The sequence below is a fragment of the Sorangium sp. So ce836 genome, assembly GCF_028553905.1.
In the GTDB taxonomy this organism is placed as follows: Bacteria; Myxococcota_A; Polyangia; order Polyangiales; family Polyangiaceae; genus Sorangium; species Sorangium cellulosum_D.
In genome coordinates this window covers 4,018,312-4,041,680 of the sequence record NZ_CP102233.1, presented here as the reverse complement: position 1 = coordinate 4,041,680, position 23,369 = coordinate 4,018,312, and the positions used below count along the sequence as shown (strand labels likewise).

The window sequence follows — 23,369 nt, the reverse complement described above, 5'->3', positions numbered from 1 at the left end:
TGTGCCTCCGGCGCAGAATCTACTTCGAACAAGGCTTCGTGCAGGCAGCGATCTGCCACGGTCGCCGCGCGATCCCGCGGCGCCGGATCGGCCGATGAAGGAATAACCTGAGGCTCATAGGGAATCGCAGCAGAGGCGCGCCCGTAGCCGCCCGGACCTGCGCTGAGCCCAAAGCACCATTCCCTGGCGCGCCGTCGCGGCACCCGGGCGGCGGCGCCCGCGCCGGGCCGTCCTCGATCTCGATTCGCGTCCGCTCCTCTGCGTCATGACAGGTCTTCACTCCGGTGTGCCGGCGCGGAGCGCTCCGGCCGATGTGTGGCTTTTCGTCTCAGTGACGTTTTGCCTCAATGGACGCCCTCACCGGCCACCGCAGCGCCGCGCCGAGCGGCAATCGAGGGCGCGCGAGCATGGCGCGCCCTGCGCGAGCGCGCCATGCTCGCGCGAATGGGACAACAGCGTGGCGCGCCGAGCTGGCAGGAGATCCGGCACATGGCGCGCGAGCGGTTCGGCGTGAAGACCTTCCGGCCGGGCCAGCGTGAGCTCATCGAGGCGGTGCTCGCCGGGCGAGACGCCCTGGGGCTGCTGCCGACGGGGGCGGGCAAATCGCTCTGCTATCAGCTGCCGGCGCTCCTCCTGCCGCGCCCGGCCGTGGTCGTCTCGCCGCTCATCTCGCTGATGCAGGATCAGCAGGAGAAGCTGGCGCAGGTGGATATCCCTGCTGCAAAGCTCAACTCCACGCTGACCACGGCCGAGGAGCGGGAGGCCGCCCAGGGGATCCAGAGCGGCGACCTCCCGCTCGTCTACGTGACGCCGGAGCGGCTCGAGAACCCGGAGTACATCGACCTGCTCCGGCGCTCGGGCGTGTCGCTCTTCGTGGTCGACGAGGCGCACTGCGTCTCGCAGTGGGGCCACGACTTCCGGCCTGCGTACCTCGGGCTCCGCGACGCGATCGCCGCGCTCGGGCGGCCGCCGGTGCTGGCCCTCACGGCGACGGCGACGCCCGAGGTGGCGAGCGACATCGTGGAGCAGCTCGACATGCGCGCCGCGGCGGTCGTGAACACCGGCATCGACCGCCCGCAGCTGTCGCTCGAGGTGATCCGCACGCCGAACGAGGAGAAGAAGCGCGAGCGGCTCCTGCGCGTCCTCGAGGAGGAGCGCGGCGTCGGGATCGCGTACACGGCGACGGTCCGGACCGCGAACGATCTCCACCGGTGGCTCGCGGATCAAGGGATCTCGGTGGGCCGCTATCACGGGCAGATGCGCCCGAGGGAGCGGGAGGAGGCCCAGCAGCGGTTCATGAGCGACGAGTACCGCCTCATCGTCGCCACGAAGGCGTTCGGCCTCGGCATCGACAAGCCCGATATCCGCTACGTCGTCCACTACCACTTCCCCGACTCGCTGGAGAGCTATTATCAGGAGGCCGGGCGCGCCGGGCGCGACGGCCGCCCGGCCCGCGGCGTCCTGCTGTACCGCGTGGAGGACCGGCGAATCCAGGCGTTCTTCCTCGGGGGCAAGTACCCGCGCTCCGACGAGAGCTACCGAGTCTACGAGACCCTCGGTCGCCTCGAGGCGCAGCGGGCCGAGGGCAAGAGGCGGGCGGGGGTGCCGGTGAAGGCGCTGGCGGAGGTCGCCGACCTGCCGGAGCGCAAGGTGAAGGTCGTGGTGGCGCTGCTCGAGGCCGCCGGCATCGTCGACCGGAGCCGCGGCGTGCGCCGGCTGCGCGACTTCGCCGACGAGGCGGAGCTCGACGCGTTCCTCAAGGCCTATGAGGAGCGGCGCGCGGGCGACCGCGAGCGGCTCGAGGCGGTGATGCGCTACGCCGAGAGCCCGGCGTGCCGGATGGCGGCCCTGAAGACGTATTTCGAGGAGCCCGGCGAGGCCGCGGCCGGAGAGGGCGCGCCCGACTGCGGCCGCTGCGACAACTGCCGGCACACGGCCGACTCGAACCGCGCCGTGGTCGACCGCCTGACGGCCTCCGCGACGCCCTGAGCCCTCCGCCGCCGCGGCGCTCCTCGCGGCGCCGCGCGCGGGCCCTCGCCTCCGCTCTCCCCTCCTCGCAGATGCGGTGACGGGCCGCTCGGCGCCCCGGCGCCGGCGCCCGCGACTTCCGTGTCGAGAAGTTTCCTGGTTCGGTGCCCGGCCGCGCCCCCTCGCCCGGTGAGAGGCCGAAGGCGCTAGGCGAGCTGCGATATGTTCGCATATGGCGCCGCCCGTGCGGGCGGCGCCATACAGACAGCGCTCGTACTACAGAATCAGGAGATGCATTGATGACCAGCTCTTGGCGATTCGTCGCGCACTCAGACGCACGGCGCAGGGCCCTTCAGTACGCGAAACAGGCCGCGTCCGCGGACTGCTCGGTCCTCATCGTCGGGCCGACCGGAGCGGGGAAGGACATCCTCGCGCGCGACATCCACCATCACAGCAGGCGCTCGAAGCACCGGCTCATCACGGTCAACTGCGCAGCGCTGACGCAGACGCTCTTCGAGAGCGAGCTGTTCGGCCACGTGCGCGGCGCCTACACGGGGGCGACGGCCTCCAAGCGCGGCGTCGTGGAGCTCGCCTCCGGGGGCAGCCTGTTCCTCGACGAGATCGGCGAGCTGCCGACGGAGGCGCAGGCGAAGCTCCTCCGCTTCCTCGCGGACGGCTCGTTCTGGCCCGTGGGCGGCTGCGAGGAGAAGAGCGTGGACGTCCGCATCCTCGCCGCCACGAACCGCGATCTCGCCGCCGGGCTCGACACGACGTTCCGGTCCGACCTGTTCTTCCGGCTCAGCGTGTTCACGATCGTCGTGCCGCCGCCGAGCAGGGACGACTTGCGCGGCCTCACGCGGGTGCTCGCCGTGGAGCTGAGCGAGCGCTACCGCACGACCGCCTCCGCGCGCGAGGTGAGCGCCCTGGGCGAGCTCGCGAGCAGCGGTGTTTACAGGGGCAATGTCCGCGAGCTCCGCAACGCCGTCGAGCGGTACTTCCTCGTGCGAGACCCGGAGCGGAGCGTCGAGGAGAACTGGCGGGCCGCGTGCGCGCTCGACCTCCTGGCCCAGCAGAGCGAGCTCGCAGACGATGCCGCCGCGGCCCCGCAGATTCAACCGCAAGAGATCGAGAAGCTCGACGATCTCCTGTTCTTGAAGTGCGCGCGGGAGACGGGGAGCGCGCGCGAGCTGTCGCGCAGGATGAACCGCTCGTTACCGTACGTTTACAGCCGCCTGGCAAAGCTCGGCATCAAGCCGAAGGACCTCCAGAGCGCCGAGAGCCTCGAGCGCACCTCGGCGAAGATCCGCGCTTCGCTCGCCCCCTATCGCTCCACGTTTCTGCGTCTTCTTAAAGAGTTCTAACAAAACGATCGCGCTCGCTCGATGCCACCCGCCGGAATGCCCGCACGGCTCGCTGGTACAGCCTTTGCCGTAGGGACGAAAACGACGAACAGGACGGCGAACGTCCCAACCGAAGGATGGAGGAGCGCATGCTGACTCTGGGCCTCGCCGGAGGCTTGGATCCCGTCTACGACTGCCGTTACGACGCGCCGCAATACTTCACGTACGACGCGGCGGCCGTGCTGGTCGAGGACGGGCAGGTGGTGGCCGCGATCGAGGAAGAGCGGCTGAACCGCGTCCGCCGGACGAACAAGTTCCCGTTCGACGCGCTGCGGGCCTGCCTGCGGCAGCGGGGCGTCTCCCTCCAGGACGTGGACCGGATCGCGTATTACTCGAGCGAGGAGACGGCCAATTTCCTCGTCGGGCGCCTGCGCGCGGCGTTCCCCGAGCTCGCCGGCGTCCCCGACGCGCGCGGCCTGCTCCAGGCGGCCATCCAGCGAGAGATGAAGTGCGCGATCGATCCGGAGCGGATCGTCTTCGTGCCGCACAGGCTGACGCACGCGGTGAGCGCGGCGGCGATGTCGGGCTTCGAGCGGTCGCTCGTCTACGTCATCGACAACGAGGGCGGGGTCTTCACCGGGACATCGACCCGCGGCGCCCGATCGTGCCTCACGGAGCTCGCGGCCTTCCCGCCGCAGAAGTCGCTCGGCGAGCTGTGCCACCGCACGATCCGAGCGCTCGGGTACAGCCCCTTCGAGGAGGCCGAGGCGATGGAGCTCGCCCCGCACGGCGACCCGGCCGTGCACCGCGCCGCGATGCGCGAGGTGTACAGGCTCCTGCCGGACGGCGACTACGACCTCGCGTTCCAGCACCTCGCGGCCGTGGTCTCGAAGGCGCCGGGCAGGCTGCGCGGCGAGCCGGTCGAGCAGGCGCACAAGGACGTGATCGCCGCGCTCGAAGAGGCGATCTCCGAGATCGTGCTCCACGTGCTGCGCCACCACCGCACCGCGAGCGGCGTCCGGCGGCTGTGCCTGGCCGGAGGGGGCGCGCAGATCTGCGCCGTCAACTCCCGGGTCCTCGCGAGCGGCCTGTTCGACGAGGTGTTCGTCCAGCCCGCCGCGCACGACGCCGGCTGCGCCCTCGGGGCCGCGCTCTACGCGGCCGACGCGGCGCCGCGCGGCGCCGCGCTCGATCACGTGGCCTGGGGGACGGACCTCGGCACCGCCGACGCGGTGCTCCCCGCGCTGCGCCGCTGGGGCGCCTTCGTGACGGCGGAGCGCAGCGCCGCGCCGGCCCGCGAGGCCGCCGCGCTCATCGAGGGCGGCGCCGCCGTCGGGTGGGCGAACGGCCGCTCGGAGATGGGGCTCATGGCGCTCGGGCGCCGCGTGATCGCCGCGGATCCGCGGGACGAGCGGCGGCGGGCCGCGCTGAACGAGATGAAGCGGCGCGCGCCGCACCGGCCGATCTCGGTCGCGATGCTCGCCGAGGACGCGGCCGAGTGCCTGATGCTGCCGTGCCCGGCCGAGCAGCTGCGCTGGAAGAGCTTCGCCCTCCGCGTCCGGCGCGAGCGCAAGGCGGCGCTCGCCGCGGCGCTGCACGCGGACGGCACGGTCCGCGCGCAGGTGGTGCCCGAGGAGGCGGATCCCCGGCTGTTCGCGCTGCTCGGCGCGTTCAAGGAGCGCTCCGGGGTCGGCGCGCTGCTCGTGACGTCGCTCGACGATGGGGCGGAGCCGCCGGCCGAGACGGTCGACGACGTTGTCGCGCTGCTCCTCACGAGCGGCCTGGAGGCCGCCTTCGTGGACGACGTGCTCGTCCGCAAGAAGAGCGCGTCGGTCGAGGACAGGCTCCGCATGGCCGTGGCGCTCCCGCGCTCGACCCAGGTGGTCCGCACGCACGGGTGGCACGACGGCGCGCGCCCGGGGGACGCGTGGGAGCTGCGGACGAGCTACGATCGCGGGCTCCGCCGCAAGATCTCCGGAGCTGCGTACGACGTGCTGGCGAAGGCCGACGGGAGCCGGCCCGTCGCGGCGCTGCACGGCGGCGCGGGGGCCGAGGTCATGCGCGAGCTCTGGGCCCTCTGGACAGAGCGGCTCATCCAGCTCGCGCCGGCCGAGCGCGCGTGAGGCGCACATGAAGCGCACGCGTGAGGCGCGCGCGCCGGGCCGGGATCGCGGAGTTGAAACACGACGGATGCAAGGAGAAGAGCGGTGAGCTCGGATGACATGACCATGGGCGCCGGGCGCAGGGCGCGCCCGCGGATCGACCTCGAGCGGCAAACGGAGCTCGCGGAGGAGGCGCTGAAGAAGGCGCTCGCCGAGCGGGATCTGCCGGCCTTCTACCGGGTGTTCCGGTCGACGGATCTGCCGTTCTTGGGGCTCGTCTACGAGGGGGACGCCCCGGGCCTGTTCCGCGCGTGCGCGCACGTGCTGCACCGGCTCGGGGGCGTCTCCCCGGCGGTCGCGCTCGCGGTGGAGAACCACTTTTACGTGAGCTCCGCGATAGCCACCTTCCCCATCGGCGACGACGAGCGGCTCGACGCGCGGCGGCGCGCGCTGCTCGCCGAGATCGTCGAGAAGCGCCGGCTCGTCGCCAACACGAACTCGCGGGTGCACGGAGACCGCGTGGGCGCGGTGGGGACGCGGGCCCGGAAGGTCGCCGGCGGATACGTGGTGAGCGGCGCCGCGTCGTACACGTCGCTCGCGACCGAGGGGGATCTTCTCATCTTCACGACCGCGCTCGAGGAGGGCTTCCCCGCGGTCCTGATGACGCGGCCGCGCGGCAACGCGGCGGTGGAGATCGGCCCTTACCTGTTCCCGGACGCGATGATCGACTCCGATACGCGCCGGATCGTCTTCCACGACCTCTTCGTGCCAGAGGAGGACTTCCTGCTCGGCGGCCAGGCGCCGGAGGTGATTCAGCTCCTCCTGTTCGAGATGGTCTGGCACCAGGCGCTGATTCCATCGCTGTACCTCGGCGCCGCGGCCCGGGCGATCGAGGAGTCGCGCCGGTTCCTCCGGACAGTCCGCGCCCGGGAGGGCGGGCCGCTCGCCGAGCTGGACGGCATGGTCGTCGACGTCGGGCGCCTCGTGATCCGCTACCGCGCCGCGTGCGCGGCGGTCCGCGAGGCGGGCGAGGCGATGGGCGCGATCCGCGGCGCGCGGGACCGCGCCGAGCGGCTCCCGCGGCTCTACGAGCTCGCCGGGGCGGCGAAGTACGTCGGGACGAGGTGCGCCGAGGAGATCGTCGCGGCGGCGCGCGGCATCGTCGGCGCGCGCGCGTACGCCGGCGACAGCGTCCTCGAGCGGCTGAGCAAGGAGGTCGTCTTCGGCCCGCTCGGACCGGAGGTGAACGCCGTCACCGAGCGCGCCCACGGGCGGCGCGCGCTCGGAGAGGGCGAGTTCGACGGCGCGGCGTCGTCGCCGTGGCTCGATGGCGCGATGAGCGCGAGCGGCAAGGAGGAAACATGCTGACGCTGGGGCTCTCTGGCGGGCTGAGCTTCGCCCACGAGGAGATGTACGACATCCCGCAGAGCTTCACGCACGACGGCGCGGCCGTGCTCGTGGAGGGCGGAGAGATCGTCGCGGGGATCGAGGAGGAGCGGCTCAACCGCATCAAGCACTCCAACAAGTTCCCGATCGAGGCGATCCGCTTCTGCCTCGCCCGGCGCGGCGTCGACATCGACCGGGTGGACCGGATCGCGTTCTACGCGAGCGAGGAGTACTGCAACGCGCTCCTCGGGCGGGTGCGCCTCCTGACCGGCGGCGCGCTGCCGCGCATCGACGCGCGCACGCTGCTCGCGGCGAAGCTGGGCCAGGGGTTCGGGCGCCCGATCGACCGGGACAAGATCGTCTTCGTCCCGCACCACCAGGCGCACGCGGCGAGCACCTACCTCCTGTCGGGCTTCGACGACAGCCTGATCGTGGCGATCGACGGATCGGGAGACTTCCTGTCCGGGCTCGTGGCCGTGGGCTCGGGCGACCGGATCGACGTGCTGTCGACGATGCCGGAGTCGAAGTCGCTCGGGAACTTCTACGTCGCGGTCATCAACCTCCTCGGTTACGGCGTGTTCGACGAGTACAAGGTGATGGGCCTCGCGCCGTACGGCGATCCCGCGCGGTACCGCGCGCAGATGAGCGCGCTCTACACGCTCTTGCCGGGCGGCGATTACGAGGTGTACCGCGACCGCGTGGGCGCGCTCGCGCAGGTGATCGAGGTGCGCCGCAAGGGCGGCCCGTTCACGCAGCAGCACCGCGACGTCGCGGCGTCGCTCCAGGAGGCGCTGGAGGCGATCGCGCTGCACGTGCTCCGCCACCAGCGCGAGGCGACGGGCAAGACGCGTCTCTGCCTGGCCGGCGGCGTCGCGCACAACTGCACGATGAACGGGAAGATCCTGTATTCGGGCCTGTTCGAGCGCGTCTTCGTGCAGCCGGCGGCGCACGACGCGGGCTGCGCGCTCGGGGCCGCGCTGTACACGAACCTCGCCGCGGGCGCCCTCACGTCGCGGCGGCGGCTCGAGCACGTGTTCTGGGGCAGCGACGTCGGCGGAGAGGCGGAGATCGGGCGCGAGCTCGCCGGGTGGTCCCGCTTCGTCCGGAGCGAGCGCGTCGCGGACCTGCCGGGGCGCGTCGCCGACGTCATCGCGGCCGGGGCCGCCGTGGGCTGGGCGCAGGGCGGGTCCGAGTTCGGGCCCCGGGCGCTCGGACACCGCAGCATCCTGGCCGACCCGAGGCCGGCCGCGAACAAGGACCTCGTGAACGCGATGGTCAAGAAGCGCGAGGCCTACCGCCCGTTCGCGCCCGCCGTGCTCGCGGAGGACGCGCGCGAGTTCTTCGAGCTCCCGCCCGGAGATGGCGAGTTCCCCTTCATGATCTTCGTGCTCAAGGTCCGGGAGGACAAGCGGAGCGTCCTCGGGGCGACGACGCACGTGGACGGCACGGCCCGCGTCCAGACGGTGTCGCAGCGGTCGAACCCGCGGTTTTACGCCCTCCTCAAGGCGTTCAAGGACCGGACCGGCGTGCCGGTGCTGCTCAACACCTCGTTCAACAACAACGTGGAGCCGATCGTCGACTCCGCGCACGACGTGGTGACGAGCTTCTTGACGACCGGGCTCCATTACCTCGCGATCGGCGACTACTTCGTCGAGAAGCGGCCGTGGACGTGGGAGGACCTCGCGACGCTCGCGCTCGAGATCCCGAGGCACGTCCGCGTGGACCAGATCCGCAGGTTCGTCGCGATGGATCGCGCGGCCTCGGTCTTCGAGCTGCGCAACACGTACGACGCCGGCGCGCGGGTGAGCGTGTCGCCCGACGTGGGCGAGGCGCTGATGCGCGCGGACGGCGCGCGCTCGATCGGCGAGCTGCTCGCGGAGGCCGGCGCCGGCGAGCCCGCGCGCATGCAGAAGGCGGTCCTGGAGCTCGAGGGGCTCTGGTCGCAGCGGCTCGTGTCGCTCCGCCCGCGAGAGGCCTAGTTCGTGAGTGCCTGTCCAGCGCCCCGAGGGTGGTAAAGCCTGCATGCTTCATCAAGAACAACTCCTGACGCGGGCCGCCACGCTCGTCAGCATGCTCCGCGAGACGCCGGTCGTGCGGCTCGACCACGAGCGCCTCGAGCTCTTCGTCAAGCTCGAGTACTGCAACGCGGTCGGGAGCATCAAGGATCGCCCCGCGCTCTGGATCCTGAAGTCGGCGATCGATCGCGGCGAGATCGACCCGCGGACGACGGTGGTGGAGTCGTCGTCCGGCAACTTCGCCATCGCGCTCGCCGCGTACGCGCAGCTCCTCGGGCTCGACTACATCCCCGTGATCGATCCCCACATCTCCGCGGTGAACGAGCACGTGCTCCGCTCGCTCTGCGCGCGGGTCGAGAAGGTCGAGGAGCGGGACGACACGGGGGGGTTCCTCAAGACGAGGCTCGCCCGCGTGCAGTCGCTCTGCGCCTCGCTCCCGCGGGCGTACTGGCCCAACCAGTACAAGAACCCCGACGGGATGATGGCCCATTTCCACACGACGGGCCGGGAGATCTGCGAGGCGTTCACGGAGCTCGATTTCGTGTTCGTCGCCGTGAGCTCGGCGGGGACGATCGCCGGGCTGTCGCGGCGGCTGAAGGAGCACTTCCGCGGGGTGAAGATCGTCGCGGTGGACGCGGAAGGGTCGGTGATCTTCGGCGGCCCGCCGCGGCCGCGCCGTATCCCGGGGATCGGCGCGGGGGTCGTGCCCGACCTCCTGCGAGAGGCGCTGATCGACGACGTCGTGATCGTCCCAGAGGTGGAGTCGATCGACGCGTGCCGGACGATCCTCGACCGCCACCGGCTGCTCGTCGGCGGCTCGACGGGGACGGTCTACGCGGCGATCCAGCGCTATTTCGGCCGGGCGACCGGCCTCACGAGGCCGAGGGTCCTGTTCCTCTGCGCGGACCGCGGCGTGCCTTATCTCGACACCGTCTACAACCCTGCGTGGGCGTCGCGATACGCCGAGGGATGATCGATGCGCTTTGGTGTGGTCTCTGGCAATGTCATCCGTCGCCTCATCGAGGAGAGCCCCGAGGAGTGCGTCGAGGCGGTCGAGGGCGCGTACCTCGCCGGCCACCGCGGTGAGGTGGTCTGTCCGAACAGCTATTTCCTTCGCTTCCCCGACCGGCCGGACGCGCGGATCATCGCGCTCCCGGCCCACCTCGGCGGCGGAGAGCCCGTGTCGGGGATCAAGTGGATCGCCAGCTATCCGGCGAACATCCGGCAGGGCATCCCCCGGGCGTCGGCGGTGATCGTCCTGAACCGCGCGGACAACGGGTATCCGTTCGCGTGCCTCGAGGGCTCGATCATCTCGGCGGCGCGCACCGCGGCGTCCGCGGTCTCCGCGGCGGCGGCGCTGTCCGGGGGGCGGCGCGCGCGCGCGCTCGGCATCGTCGGGACGGGGCTCATCGCCCGGTACGTGGTCTCGTTCCTGTCGCGCCTCGGCTGGGAGATCCCCGAGGTGCTCCTGTTCGACACGAACCCCGCCGAGCCCGAGCGGTTCCGCGCGACCGCCTTCGACCCGGAAGATCGCCGCGAGATCCGCGTCGCGAAGGACCTGGAGACCGTGGTGCGGCGGAGCGATCTCCTCGTCTTCACGACCTCGGCGGCGACGCCGCACGTCCACGACGGGGGCTGGTTCTCCCACAACCCGGTCGTGCTGCACCTGTCGCTGCGCGACCTGTCGCCGAGCATCGTCCTCTCCTCGTTCAACGTGGTCGACAGCGTCGAGCACGTGCTGAGCGCCGGCACCTCGCTCCACCTCGCAGAGCAGGAGTCCGGCCGGCGCGACTTCGTCACGGGGACGATCGCCGAGGTGCTCCTCGGGCGGTGCGCGGCGCCGCGGACGAGGCCGATCGTGTTCTCGCCGTTCGGGATGGGGATCCTCGATCTCGCGGTGGCGCGGTGGGCCTACGCGCGCGCCGAGGCCGCGGGCGACGTGACGTGGATCGACGACTTCTTCGACATGACGCGCTGACGCCGGGCGGGCTTCGCAGAGGGCGAGAGAGCGCGGGAGCTTTTCGATGAGCGGTGTTTTGCTGGGTGATCTGGATCGCTGCGCGACCCTGGTTGATCTCCTTCGGCTGCGCGCCGAGGCCCAGGGCGATGCCCTGGTCTTCCGGTTCCTGACGACCGGAGACGTGGACGGCGGCTCCGAGGAGTGGACGTACCGCGATCTCCACGTCCGCGCGATGGGCATCGCGGCGTCGCTCCAGGCCGCCGGGGGCGCCGGAGAGCGCGCGCTGCTCCTCTATGCGCCGGGGCTCGATTTCATCGCGGCGTTCATGGGCTGCGTCTACGCCGGCGTCATCGCCGTCCCCACGTACCCGCCGAACCCCGCGCAGATGGATCGCACCCTGCCGCGGCTCCGCGCCATCGCCCGCGACGCGGGCGCGAGGTTCGTCCTCTCGACCGCGATGATCGCCTCCATGGCGGAGGCCCTCGGGCAGCAGGCGCCGGAGCTCGGACAGCTCCGCTGGATCGCCACCGACGCGCTCGAGCCCGGCGCGGCCTCGGCGTGGCGGCCGCCGGCGATCTCCGGGGAGACGCTCGCATTTCTCCAGTACACGTCCGGCTCCACCGGGCACCCCAAGGGCGTGATGGTGAGCCACGCGAACGTGATGGCCAACGAGCGCGCCATCCTCGCCGGCTTCGAGCACGACGCGGGCTCGTCGGGCGTCGGGTGGCTGCCGCTCTTCCACGACATGGGGCTGATCGGCAAGGTGCTGCAGCCGATCTTCGTCGGCTTCCCGTGCACGCTGATGTCGCCGCTCGCGTTCCTGGAGCGGCCGATGCGGTGGCTCAAGGCGATCTCGCGCTTCCGCGCCACGACGAGCGGCGGGCCGAACTTCGCCTACGACCTCTGCGCGCGTAAGGCGACGCCCGAGGATCTGGCGGCGCTCGACCTCCGCTCCTGGACGGTGGCGTTCAACGGCGCGGAGCCGGTCCGCGCCGAGACCCTGGACCGGTTCGCGGCCACGTTCGCCCCCTGCGGCTTCCGCCGGGAGGCGTTCTACCCGTGCTACGGGCTCGCCGAGGCGACGCTGTTCGTCTCGGGGGGCCTCCGCGCCGCGCCGCCCGCGTGCGTGAGCGTCGACGCCGGCGCGCTCGCGCGCGGGGTCTCGCTCGAGGTGGACCCGGCGTCGGCGGGCGCGGGCGCGCGGCGGCTCGTGTCGTCGGGGGCGCCCCGGGCGCGCGTGGCCGTCGTGTCGCCGGAGGGCGGCGAGCGCCTCGCGGACGGGCAGATCGGCGAGATCTGGGTCGCCGGCCCGAGCGTCGCCGGCGGGTACTGGGGCCGCGCCGAGGAGACGGCGCGCACGTTCGGCGCGCGCCTCGCGGGCGACGGCGCGACGCCGTACCTGCGCACCGGGGATCTCGGCTTCCTCTCGGGCGGAGAGCTGTTCGTCACCGGGCGCATCAAGGACCTCATCGTCATCCGCGGGCGGAACCTGTACCCCGACGACATCGAGCGCACGGTGGAGGCCGCGCACCCGCGCGTTCGACCCGGCTGCTGCGCGGCGTTCTCGATCGAGGTCGGCGGCGAGGAGCGGCTCGGGATCGCGGCCGAGATCGACGCGCGGGGCGGGGGCGAGCCGCCGCCCGACGCGGTGGAGGCGGTGCGGTCCGCGGTCGCCAGGGAGCACGACGTGCAGCCGCACGCGGTGCTGCTGCTCCGGCCGCGCACGATCCCGAAGACGTCGAGCGGCAAGATCCAGCGGCACGCGTGCGCCCAGGGGTTCCGCGACGGGACGCTCGAGGCGCTCGTCGCGTCGCTGTCCCCGGCGGCGCCGGCCGGCGCGGCGGCGGAGCCGGCGCGGCCGGCGGCCGATCCGGCGCGGATGCTGCGGCTCGCGCTGCGCGCAGTGCCCGCCGCGGGGAGGGCGGCCCTGCTCGTCGAGGCGGCGCGCGAGGAGCTCGCCCGGCTCGCGCGGGTGGACGCCGGGAGCATCGCCCCGACCTCGAAGCTCATGGCGCTCGGGCTCGACTCGCTGGCGAGCATCGAGCTGCAGGCGCGCTTCGAGGAGCTGCTCGGCGTCCCGGTGCCGGCGCAGCTGCTCTGGCAGGCGGCCACGGTCGAGGATCTCGCGGGGGCGCTCGCGGGGGCGCTCGAGGCGCCGGCGCGGGCGGAGGCGCCCGCCGCGCCGCCCACGGCGGCGGGGGAGCCGGTCGAGCTCTCGTCCCACCAGCTCCGCCTCTGGTTCTTCTGCAAATTCGCGCCGGAGAGCCCGATCTATCACGTGGTGTTCGGCGCGCGGATCGTCGGCGCGCTCGACGAGGCGAAGCTCGAGGAGAGCCTCGCGGCCGTGGTCCGCCGGCACCCGGCGCTGCGCACGGTGTTCCGCGAGATCGCCGGGGAGCCGCGGCAGATCGTGCTCCCGGAGGCGGCGGTCCCCCTCGCCCGCGCGCGCGTCGAGGCGGCGGAGGCCGAGGAGCGCGAGGAGCGCCTGCGCGCGCTGGCCGCCGAATGGGGGCAGCGGCCGTTCGCGCTCGACGAGGGGCCGCTGCTCCGCGTGTGCCTGGTCTCGCTCGGCGAGCGCCACCACGTCCTCCTCTTCGCGCAGCACCACCTCGTGACCGACGGCCGATCGATCGAGGTGCTCGTGCGCGACCTCGCGGCGGCCTACGCGGCGCGCGCGGCCGGCCGCGCCGGAGCGGCGCTGGGGCCGGCCCCCGGGTACGACGGCTATGCGCGCGCGCAGCGGGCCGCGCTCGCGCGCATGGACGCGGAGCGGGCGTACTGGAAGGCGCAACTCGAGGGGCTGCCGCGGCTCGACCTCGGCGCCGAGCGGCGGCGCCCGGCGGCGTCGCCCTTCGCCGGCGGGACGGTGCGGTTCTCGCTGCCCGCGCCGCACGTCGAGGCGGCGCTCGCCGCCGCGCGGGCGGAGAACGCGACGCTCTTCGTCGCCCTCGCCGCCGTGTACGCGGCGCTGCTCCACCGCACGACCGGGCAGGAGGACCTCGGGATCGGCGTCGTCGTCGCCAACCGGAGCCGCCCGGAGCACCAGGAGATCGTCGGCTTCTTCGCGAACACGGTCGTCCTGCGCGTCGATCTCTCCGGCAGGCCGACGTACCGCGAGCTCGTCCGCCGCGTGCGCCGGACCATGGCCGAGGCGATGGAGCACGCCGAGCTGCCGTTCGACGAGGTCGCGCGCGCCGCCGGCGCCGGGCGCCCGGGCGAGCGGGACGCGCTGGTCCAGGCGAGCTTCGTGCTGGAGAGCGTCTCGGAGCCGCCCGCGGGCGCCGAGGGGGCGCTGTGGCGGCCCGTGCTCTGGTCCCCGGACGGGGCCGTGGAGGGCACCGCGAAGTTCGACCTGGGGCTCAGCGTGGCCCGCCAGGGCGGCGAGCTCGCGGCCGCGCTCGAGTACCGCGAGGACCGCTTCGCGCGCGACGAGGTCGAGCGAATGGCCGGCCACCTGGCGGTGCTCCTCCGCTCCGCCGCCGAGGATCCGGACCGGCCGGTCGACGAGCTCGCGCTGCTCCCGCCGGACGAGGAGCGCGCCCTGATCGCGGGCTGCAACGACACCGCGGCGCCCGTCCCGGAAGGCGTCTGCTTCCACGACCTCTTCCGGCAGCAGGCCGCGCGGACGCCCGACCGGATCGCCGCCGCCTGCGGCGACCTCCGGCTCTCCTACGCGGAGCTCGACCGCCTCTCCGATCAGGTCGCGCGCGCGCTCACGGCGCGCGGCGTCGGCCCGGATCGCCTGGTCGCCCTGCTGACGCGGCGCGACCTCGATTTCATGGTGCTCGCGCTCGGGGCCTTCAAGGCGGCGGGCGCGTACGTGCCGCTCGACCCGGCGCACCCGGTGCGGCGCAACGCCGACATCCTCACGCGCGCGGGCGGCCCTCCCCTCCTCGTGGGCGACGCGATCCCGCTCGCGCTGCGCGACGAGATCGTCGCCGCGTGCGCCGCCGCGCCGGAGGCGCTCTCGGCGGGCGAGCTGCTCGCCGAAGGCGCGGCCGCGCCCGGCGCCGCGCCTGCCCGCGCGCGGCCGGAGCACCTCGCCTACGTCATCTTCACGTCGGGATCGACCGGCGCGCCCAAGGGGGCGATGGTCGAGCACCGGGGGATGCTGAACCACCTCTTCGCGAAGGTGCGCTCCCTCGGGCTCGGGCCGTCGGACGTCGTCGCGCAGACCGCGCCGGTCAGCTTCGACATCTCGGTGTGGCAGCTGCTCTGCGCCCTGCTCGCGGGCGGGACGTGCCAGCTGGTGCCGGACGAGATCGCGACCGACCCGGCGCGGCTCCTCGAGGCGGTGGGCGACCTCGGCATCACCGTCCTGGAGATCGTGCCGTCGCTCCTGCGCGGGGCGCTCGACGAGCTGGAGTCGCGCCCGAGCTTCCGGCCGCGCCTCGACGGCCTGCGGTGGCTCGTCCTCACCGGCGAGGCGCTCCCGCCCGATCTCGCGCGGCGGTGGCTCGCGCTCTACCCGCGGATCCCGCTGATGAACGCCTACGGCCCGACCGAGTGCTCGGACGACGTCGCCCAGCACGTCCTCGTCGAGCCCCCGCCCGAGGACGCGGCGTACGTGCCGATCGGCCGCCCGATCCAGAACACGCAGCTCTACGTGCTCGATCGGCGGCGGCGGCCCGTGCCGCTCGGCGTCGCCGGCGAGCTGTACGTCGGCGGCGACGGCGTCGGCCGGGGCTACCTCCACGACCCCGAGCGCACCGCGGCGGCGTTCCTGCCGGATCCGTTCGCGCCCGGCGCGGGCGCGCGCCTGTACCGGACCGGCGACCTGGTGCGGCGCCTGCCGGGCGGCGAGCTCGTGTTCCTCGGGCGGATCGACCACCAGATCAAGCTCCGCGGCTTCCGCATCGAGCTCGGCGAGATCGAGGCGGCGATCGCGCGGTGCGCGGGGGTCCGCGATGTCGTCGTTGTCGCCCGCGAGGACGCGCCGGGCGATCCGCGGCTCGTCGCGTACGTGGTCCCGGAGGCCCCGTCCTTCGAGCCCGGCGCCCTCAAGGAGCAGCTCTCGTCGCGCCTGCCGGCGTACATGATCCCGGCGGCGATCGTCCCGCTCGACGCGCTCCCGCTGAGCGCGAACGGCAAGGTCGACCGCAAGGCGCTGCCCGCACCCGCGTGGGGCGCCGCGGGGGAGCTCGCGGCGCGGACGGCGCCGCGCACCGGCCTCGAGCAGGCGATCGCCGAGGTGTGGCGCGCCGTCCTCGGGGTCGAGCGCGTCGGCGCGCACGACGACTTCTTCGCGATCGGCGGGCACTCGCTCTCGGCCACCCGCGCGGCGGCCCGCCTGCGCGACGTGCTCGGCGTCGACGTCGCCGTCCGGTGGATCTTCGAGGCGCCGACCGTCGCCCGGCTCGCCGCGCTCGTCGAGCGGCAGGCCCGGGGGGGCGCGCGCCCTGCGCCCCGGCCGCTCTCGCCGGCGCCGCGCGAGGGCGAGGCGCCGCTCTCGTTCGCGCAGCAGCGGCTCTGGTTCCTCGATCAGCTCGAGCCGGCGAGCGCCACGTACAACATGCCCGCGGCGCTCCGCCTGCGCGGCGCGCTCGACCCCCAGGCGCTCGGCCGCGCGATCGCGGAGGTGGTCCGGCGGCACGAGGTCCTGCGCGCCGCGCTGCACGCCGTCGACGGCCGCCCGGTCCAGCGCTTCCACGGCGCGCCGGAGGCGTGGCCCCTCCCCCTCGTCGACCTCTCGGGGCTCCCCGCGCCCGAGCGGGAGGCGTCCGCGCGGCGCCGCGCGTCGGAGGAGGCCGCGCGGCCGTTCGATCTCTCGCAGGGGCCGCTCCTGCGCGCGTCGCTCTTCCGGCTCGCGCCCGACGACCACGTGCTGCTCGTCACGCTCCACCACATCGCCTCGGACGGGTGGTCGCTCGGCGTGCTCGCGGACGAGCTCACCGCGGCCTACGAGGCGTTCGCGCGCAAGGAGGAGCCGCGGCTCCGCCCGCTGCCGATCCAGTACGCCGACTACGCCGCCTGGCAGCGGCAGGAGCTCACCCAGGACGTGCTGGAGGCCGAGCGGGAGGTCTGGCGCCGCCGGCTCGACGGCGCGCCGCCGCTGGAGTTGCCCACCGACCGCCCCCGCCCCGCCGCGCGCTCGTCCCGCGGACGCACGCACAGGTTCGAGCTGCCGCGCGACCTCACCGCCGCGCTCCGGCGCCGGAGCCAGGAGCTCGGGGCCACGCTGTTCATGACGCTCCTCGCCGCCTTCGAGGCGCTGCTCCACCGCTACAGCGGCCAGGAGGACTTCTGCGTCGGCACGCCGGTGGCGGGCCGCGGGCGGACCGAGCTCGAGCCGCTCATCGGGCTGTTCGTCAACACGCTCGTCCTGCGCGCGCGGCTCGACGGCGACCCGAGCTTCGAGGAGCTCGTCCGCCGCGTGAAGGCGGACGCGCTCGAGGCGTACGCCCACCAGGATCTCCCCTTCGAGATCGTCGTCGACGCGCTCGCCGTCGAGCGGGATCTCAGCCGGAACCCGCTGTTCCAGGTGATGTTCGCGCTGCAGAACGTCCCCCCGCCCGCGCTCGCGCTGCCGGGCGTCGAGGTGTCGCCGGTCGAGCTCGACGTCGAGCAGGCGCGGTTCGACCTGACGCTCTTCCTCACCGAGTCCGGCGACGTCATCGAGGGCGCCCTCGAGTTCGATCTCGACCTGTTCGACCCCGCGACCGTCGCGCGGCTCGCGGGGCACTACGAGACGATCCTGCGCGCCACCGCCGAGGCGCCGTCGGCGCGCGTTGGCGAGCTCCCGCTCCTCACGCCGGCCGAGCGGAACGAGGTGCTCGTCTCGTGGAACGCCACGAGCGCGCCGCCGCCGCCCGCCGCGTGCCTGCACGAGCTCTTCGACGCGCAGGCCGAGCGGTCGCCCGACGCCGTGGCCGTGGTCTCCGACGACGGCGAGCTCACGTACGGCGAGCTCCGCCGCCGCGCCGACGCGCTCGCGCGCCGCCTGCGCGCGCTCGGCGTGCGGCCCGAGGTCCGCGTGGGCCTGTGCGTGCGGCGGACGCTCGACATGGTCGTGGCCCTCTGGGCCATCTTCAAGGCCGGCGGCGTCCACGTGCCGCTCGACCCGGGTTACCCGCGCCAGCGGCTCGCGGTCATCCTGGAGGACGCGGCGGCGCACCTGCTCGTGACCGAGCGCGCGCTCTCGGGGCTCGTGCCGGCGGGGTCGTCCGAGGTCCTGCTGCTCGACAAGATCGCCGCCGGCGCAGGGGACGAGGCCGGCGCCCTGATCGACGCCGGGCGGCCGGAGCAGGCGGCGTACCTCATCTACACCTCCGGCTCGACCGGCCGGCCCAAGGCCGTCGTGATCGAGCACCGCCAAGCCGTCGCGCTCGCGTGGTGGGCGCGGCGGGCGTTCTCGGACGAGGAGCTCGCCGGCGTGCTCGCGTCCACGTCCACGTGCTTCGACCTCTCGGTCTTCGAGCTCATCGTGCCGCTCTGCTGGGGCGGCAAGGTCGTCCTCGCCGACAGCGCGCTCGAGCTGCCCGCGCTCCAGCACGGCCGCGAGGTCACGCTCCTCAACACGGTGCCGTCCGCGGCGGCGGCGCTCCTCGCGGCCTCCGGCATCCCCGCGTCCGTGCGGACCGTGTGCCTCGCCGGCGAGCCGCTCCGCGCCTCGCTCGCGCGCGACGTGCTCGCGCTGCCGCACGTCGAGCGGCTCCTCAACCTCTACGGACCCAGCGAGACCACCACGTACTCGACCGGCGCGACCGTGACCGCCGAGGCGCGCCCGACGATCGGCCGGCCGATCGACCACACCCAGGTCTACGTGCTCGACGCTCGGAGGCAGCCGGTGCCCGTCGGCGTCGCCGGGGAGATCTACATCGCCGGCGCCGGCGTCGCGCGCGGCTACCTCGGGCGCGACGAGCTCACGGCCGAGCGGTTCGTCCCCTGCCCGCTCGACGAGGCCCGCGGCGCGCGCATGTACCGCACCGGCGACCGCGCGCGCTGGCTCGCGAGCGGCGAGCTCGAGTACCTCGGCCGTCTGGATCACCAGGTGAAGATCCGCGGCTTCCGCATCGAGCCGGCGGAGACCGAGGCTGCGCTCGCCGCGCACCCGGACGTCCGCGAGGCGCTCGTGCTCGCGCGGGACGACGGCCCCTCCGGCCGCTGGCTCGTCGCCTACGTCCTCGCCCGGCGGCCGATCGACGCGGAGGCGCTGCGGGCGTTCGTCGCCGAGCGGCTCCCGGAGCCGTTCGTCCCGTCCGCCTTCGTCGAGCTCGACGCCTGGCCGCTCAACGCCAACGGCAAGGTCGACCGCAAGGCGCTCCCGGCGCCCAGCCGGCCCGGCCCCGCGGCCCCGGCGCAGCGCGCGCCGGCGACGCCGACCGAGCAGGCCCTCGCCGGCGTGTGGAGCGAGGTCCTCGGCAGAGACGGCATCGGGACGACCGACGATTTCTTCGCGCTCGGCGGCCACTCGCTCCTCGCCGTCCAGGTCGTCGCGCGCGCGCGGCGCCTGTTCGGCGTCGACCTCCCGCTGCGCGCCGCCTTCGACGCGCCGACGATCGCCGCCCTCGCCGAGCGCGTCGATCGGGCGAAGCAGGACGGGCGCCGCGCCGCGCCCCGGCCGCTCTGCCCGGCGCACCGGGGCGCGGACGCGCCGCTCTCCCACGCCCAGCAGCGCCTCTGGTTCGTCGAGGAGCTCCAGCCGGGCACGGCGGTCTACAACATGCCGATCGGGGTCCTACTCCGCGGCCCGCTCGATCGCGCCGCGCTCGAGCGGAGCCTCGAGCAGCTCGTCGCGCGGCACGAGGTGCTGCGCACCCGGTTCGAGGTGCGCGGCGGCCAGCCGCTCCAGGTCGTGCTCCCCGAGGCGCGGATCGAGCTGCAGCACGTCGACCTGTCCCGCGTCCCCCGGCAGGATCGCGATCGGGCCGCGCGGCGCGCGGCGGAGGAGGAGGCGCGCCGGCCGTTCGATCTCGCCTCGGGCCCGCCGATCCGCGCGGCGCTGATCCGCCTCGCCGACGAGGAGCACGTCCTCCTCGTCACCGCGCACCACATCGCCTGCGACGGCGGCTCGATCCCCGTCCTGTTCCGCGACCTGTCCGCCTTCTACGAGGCGGCGCGCGCGGGCCGCGCGCCGGATCTGCCGCCGCTCCCCATGCAGTACGCCGACGTCGCGATCTGGCAGCGCGCCCAGGCCGACGCGTGGCGCGGCCAGCTCGAGTACTGGAAGCGCGCGCTGGCCGACCTCGAGCCGCTGGAGCTGCCCACCGACCGGCCGCGCGGCGGCGCCCTCTCCCACCGCGGCGACACCGTCCCCGTGCGCCTGCCCGCGCCGCTCGTCGAGGCGCTCCGCGCGCTCGGCCGGCGCGAGGGGGCGACCATGTTCATGGTGCTCCTCGCCGGCTACGTCGCCCTCCTGCACCGGTACACGGGCCGCGCCGGCGTGGCCGTCGGCTCGCCGACCGGCGGCCGCACGCAGGTCGAGATGGAGCCGCTCATCGGCTTCTTCGTGAACATGCTCGTCCTGCGCGTGCGCGTCGACGACGACCCCACCTTCGCCGAGCTCGTGCGGCGGGTCCGGCAGGTGACGCTCGAGGCCCAGGAGCACCAGGACGTCCCGTTCGAGCAGGTGGTGGACGCGCTCCAGGTGAAGCGCGACCTCGGCCGCACGCCGCTCTTCCAGGCCGCCTTCGCGTTCCAGGGCGCGCCGGAGCGGCCGCGGGCGCTCGGAGGGCTCGAGGCCTCGCCGTTCGAGGTCGACACCGCGACCGCGAAGTTCGACCTCCTGCTCGCGCTGGAGGAGGGCGAAAAGGACATCTCCGGCGGGATCGAGTTCAGCGCCGAGCTGTTCGACCGGTCCACGATCGAGCGCTGGCGAGGCCACCTCGAGACCCTGCTCGCGGCGAGCGCCGCGCACCCCGAGCTGCGCGTCAGCGACCTGCCGCTGCTCGGGCGCGAGGAGCGCGATCTCGTCGTGCGAACGTTCAGCGACGGCGGCTCGGCGCAGCCCGCCCCTCAGGCCGCGTGCGCGCACCGCCTGTTCGAGGCGCAGGCCAGCGCGGCCCCCGAGCGGACGGCGCTCCTCTTCGAGGGCGCGCCGGTGAGCTACGGCGAGCTGAACCGCCGGGCCAACCAGCTCGCGCACCACCTCCGCGCCCGCGGCGTCCGGCGCGGCGCGCTGGTCGGCGTGTGCATGCCGCGCTCGCCCAACATGATCGTGGCGCTCCTCGCGGTGCTGAAGGCCGGCGGCGCGTACGTGCCGCTCGACCCGACCTACCCGCGCGACCGGCTCGCCCTCATGATCGAGGACGCGCGCCCCGCGCTGCTCATCGCCCAGCCGGAGCTCCTCGAGGCGCTGCCCGCGGCGCTCCCGCCGGTCGTGCGGCTCGGCGAGAGCGAGCCCGCCTTCCCGCACGAGCGGGCCGACGATCCCGACGCCGGCGCGCTCCCCGAGGACCTCGCCTACGTCATCTACACCTCCGGCTCGACGGGGCGCCCCAAGGGCGTCCTCATCGAGCACCGCTCGCTCTCCGCCTTCGCCGAGGCGCAGCGCAAGCAGCTCGGCGTCGAGCCGGGGACGCGCGTCCTCCAGTTCACCCGGCTCAGCTTCGACGTCTCCGTGATGGAGATCTTCGTCCCGCTCTCCGCCGGCGGCGTCGTCTGCCTCGCGCGCGCCGAGGCGCTCATGCCCGGGCCCGGGCTCATCGATCTCCTGCGGCAGGAGCGCATCCAGATCGCGATGCTGACGCCCTCGGCGCTCATGGCGGTCGGCTTCGACACGCTCCCCGACCTGCGCGTCCTGTGCGTGGCGGGCGAGGTGTGCCCGGTGGAGCTGCCGCGGCGGTGGGCGCGGGGCCGGCGGTTCCTCAACGGCTACGGCCCCACCGAGGCCACGGTGCTCGCGACGTCGGCCGAGTACACCGCCGACGTCGCGCGGCCCACGATCGGCCGCCCGCTGCCGAACACGCAGGTCTACGTGCTCGACGGCCGCGGCCAGCCGGCGCCCGTCGGCATCCCCGGCGAGCTCCACATCGGCGGCGTCGGCCTCGCGCGCGGCTACCTGAACCGCGACGACCTGACCGCCGCCCGCTTCGTGCGCGCGGCGTTCCCCGAGGCCGGGGGCGCGCGGCTCTACCGCACGGGCGACCTCGTGCGGTGGCTGCCGAACGGCGAGATCGACTTCCTCGGCCGGCTCGACGAGCAGGTCAAGATCCGCGGCTTCCGGATCGAGCTCGGCGAGATCGAGGCCGTGCTCGCGTCCCACCCGGACGTGGCCGAGGCGGCGGTGGTCACCCGGGAGCACGCGCCCGGCGACGTGCGGCTCGCGGGCTTCTTCATCCCGCGCGGCGGGCGCGCCGACGCCGACGCGCTGCGCCGGTACCTCGCCGCTCGGCTGCCCGACTACATGGTCCCGCCGGCGCTCGTGCCGGTAGAGCGGTGGCCGCAGACGCCGAGCGGCAAGATCGATCGCCGCGCGCTCGCCGCGTCCGCGCCCGCGGCGCTCGCGGCGCTCGCGGAGGGCGCGCGCGTCCCGCCGCGGACCCGGCTCGAGCTCGAGCTCTGCGCGCTGTTCGAGGAGCTCCTCGGCGCGCCCGGCGTCGGCGTGACCGACGACTTCTTCTCGCTCGGCGGGCACTCGCTGCTCGCCGTGCGGCTCATGACCGAGATCCGCGGCCGCTTCGGCCGCGATCTGCCGCTCACCAGCCTGTTCCGCGCGCCGACGGTCGAGGGCCTCGCGGCGCTCCTGCGCGACGGGGGCGGCGCCCCGCGGGGCCGCGCCTCGGTCGTGGTCCCGCTCCACACGCGGGGCGCGCGCCCGCCGCTCTTCTTCGTGCACCCCGTGGGCGGCAACGTCCTCTGCTACGCCGACCTCGCGGCCGCGCTCGGGGACGATCGCCCCTTCTACGGCATCCAGTCGTACGGGCTGGAGACCCCCCCGCGGCCGCTCGGCAGCGTCGGCGAGATGGCCGAGGCGTACTGCGAGGAGCTCCGCCGCGTCCAGCCCGAGGGGCCGTACCTCCTCGGCGGCTGGTCGATGGGCGGCGTCGTGGCCTTCGAGATGGCCCGCGTCCTCGAGCGCGGCGGGCGCCGCGTGGCCGCCGTCGTCCTCCTCGACGCGTACCTGCCGCCGTTCGACGAGCCCGGCGACGAGCTCCCGCCGATCGCTCAATTCGCCGCGGATCTCGCGGGGATCTCGGGCGCGTCGGCCGCCGCGGCGCTCGCCGAGCTGGGCGGCGGCGCGCCCCACGCCGCGTGGCTGCTCGAGCGCGCGCAGGAGCTCGGCGCCCTGCCCCGCGGCACCACGCTCGCCGAGCTCGAGGCGCTGCTCGACGTCTTCCAGCGGAACGCGGCGCTGCTCGCGCGCTACGCCCCCGGCGGGGTGTCGGCCCGGGTGGAGCTCTTCCGCGCCGAGGCCTCGCCGCGCCGCGACCCGCGGCCCGCCTGGTCCAGGTGGGCCCCCGGCCTGAGGGGCCACGTCGCGGCCGGCGACCACTACACGCTGCTCCGCAAGCCGCACGTCGGCGCGCTCGCCGAGCGCCTCCGGGCGGCGCTGCTCGAGGCCGACGCCGGCGCGACCAGCGAGGGCGCCGCCCGGCCGCCCGGGTGATCGGCGCTCGCGCCGCCGCGCTTCACCGCCCTGCCGCGCCCGTCGCCGGCA

Annotated in this window: 8 protein-coding genes; all 8 read left to right on the top strand. The window is 74.3% G+C overall.

The annotated features are described in order from the left end of the window. Positions 1-444: 444 nt before the first annotated feature. The 8 genes from NQZ70_RS14925 to NQZ70_RS14890 all read left to right on the top strand — a co-directional run bounded on the left by NQZ70_RS14925 (position 445) and on the right by NQZ70_RS14890 (position 23,318). A complete protein-coding gene (locus tag NQZ70_RS14925; RefSeq protein ID WP_237245314.1) occupies positions 445-1,989 on the top strand; it encodes an ATP-dependent DNA helicase RecQ in 1,545 nt (514 codons plus the stop codon). Positions 1,990-2,267: 278 nt separating this feature from the next. Next, positions 2,268-3,329: a sigma 54-interacting transcriptional regulator gene (locus NQZ70_RS14920; protein ID WP_129574806.1), complete on the top strand. Its 1,062-nt coding sequence runs from the start codon at positions 2,268-2,270 to the stop codon at positions 3,327-3,329. Positions 3,330-3,457: 128 nt separating this feature from the next. Beyond that, a complete protein-coding gene (locus NQZ70_RS14915; RefSeq protein WP_165373968.1) occupies positions 3,458-5,431 on the top strand; it encodes a carbamoyltransferase C-terminal domain-containing protein in 1,974 nt (657 codons plus the stop codon). Between the two features lie 84 nt (positions 5,432-5,515). Then, positions 5,516-6,778 (top strand): acyl-CoA dehydrogenase family protein, encoded by a 1,263-nt coding sequence (locus tag NQZ70_RS14910; RefSeq protein ID WP_129574804.1) that lies wholly within the window; start codon positions 5,516-5,518, stop codon positions 6,776-6,778. Continuing rightward, positions 6,772-8,775, top strand: a complete 2,004-nt coding sequence (locus NQZ70_RS14905; protein ID WP_129574803.1) for a carbamoyltransferase C-terminal domain-containing protein — start codon at positions 6,772-6,774, stop codon at positions 8,773-8,775. Before NQZ70_RS14910 ends, NQZ70_RS14905 begins: the two co-directional genes overlap by 7 nt. Positions 8,776-8,818: 43 nt before the next feature. Continuing rightward, a complete protein-coding gene (gene sbnA, locus NQZ70_RS14900; protein ID WP_237245313.1) occupies positions 8,819-9,784 on the top strand; it encodes a 2,3-diaminopropionate biosynthesis protein SbnA in 966 nt (321 codons plus the stop codon). Positions 9,785-9,799: 15 nt separating this feature from the next. Further along, positions 9,800-10,789, top strand: a complete 990-nt coding sequence (gene sbnB / locus NQZ70_RS14895; RefSeq protein WP_207217858.1) for a 2,3-diaminopropionate biosynthesis protein SbnB — start codon at positions 9,800-9,802, stop codon at positions 10,787-10,789. A gap of 46 nt (positions 10,790-10,835) precedes the next feature. Next, on the top strand, positions 10,836-23,318 hold the full coding sequence (locus NQZ70_RS14890; RefSeq protein ID WP_129574801.1) for an amino acid adenylation domain-containing protein: 12,483 nt from the start codon (positions 10,836-10,838) through the stop codon (positions 23,316-23,318). Positions 23,319-23,369: the final 51 nt, after the last annotated feature.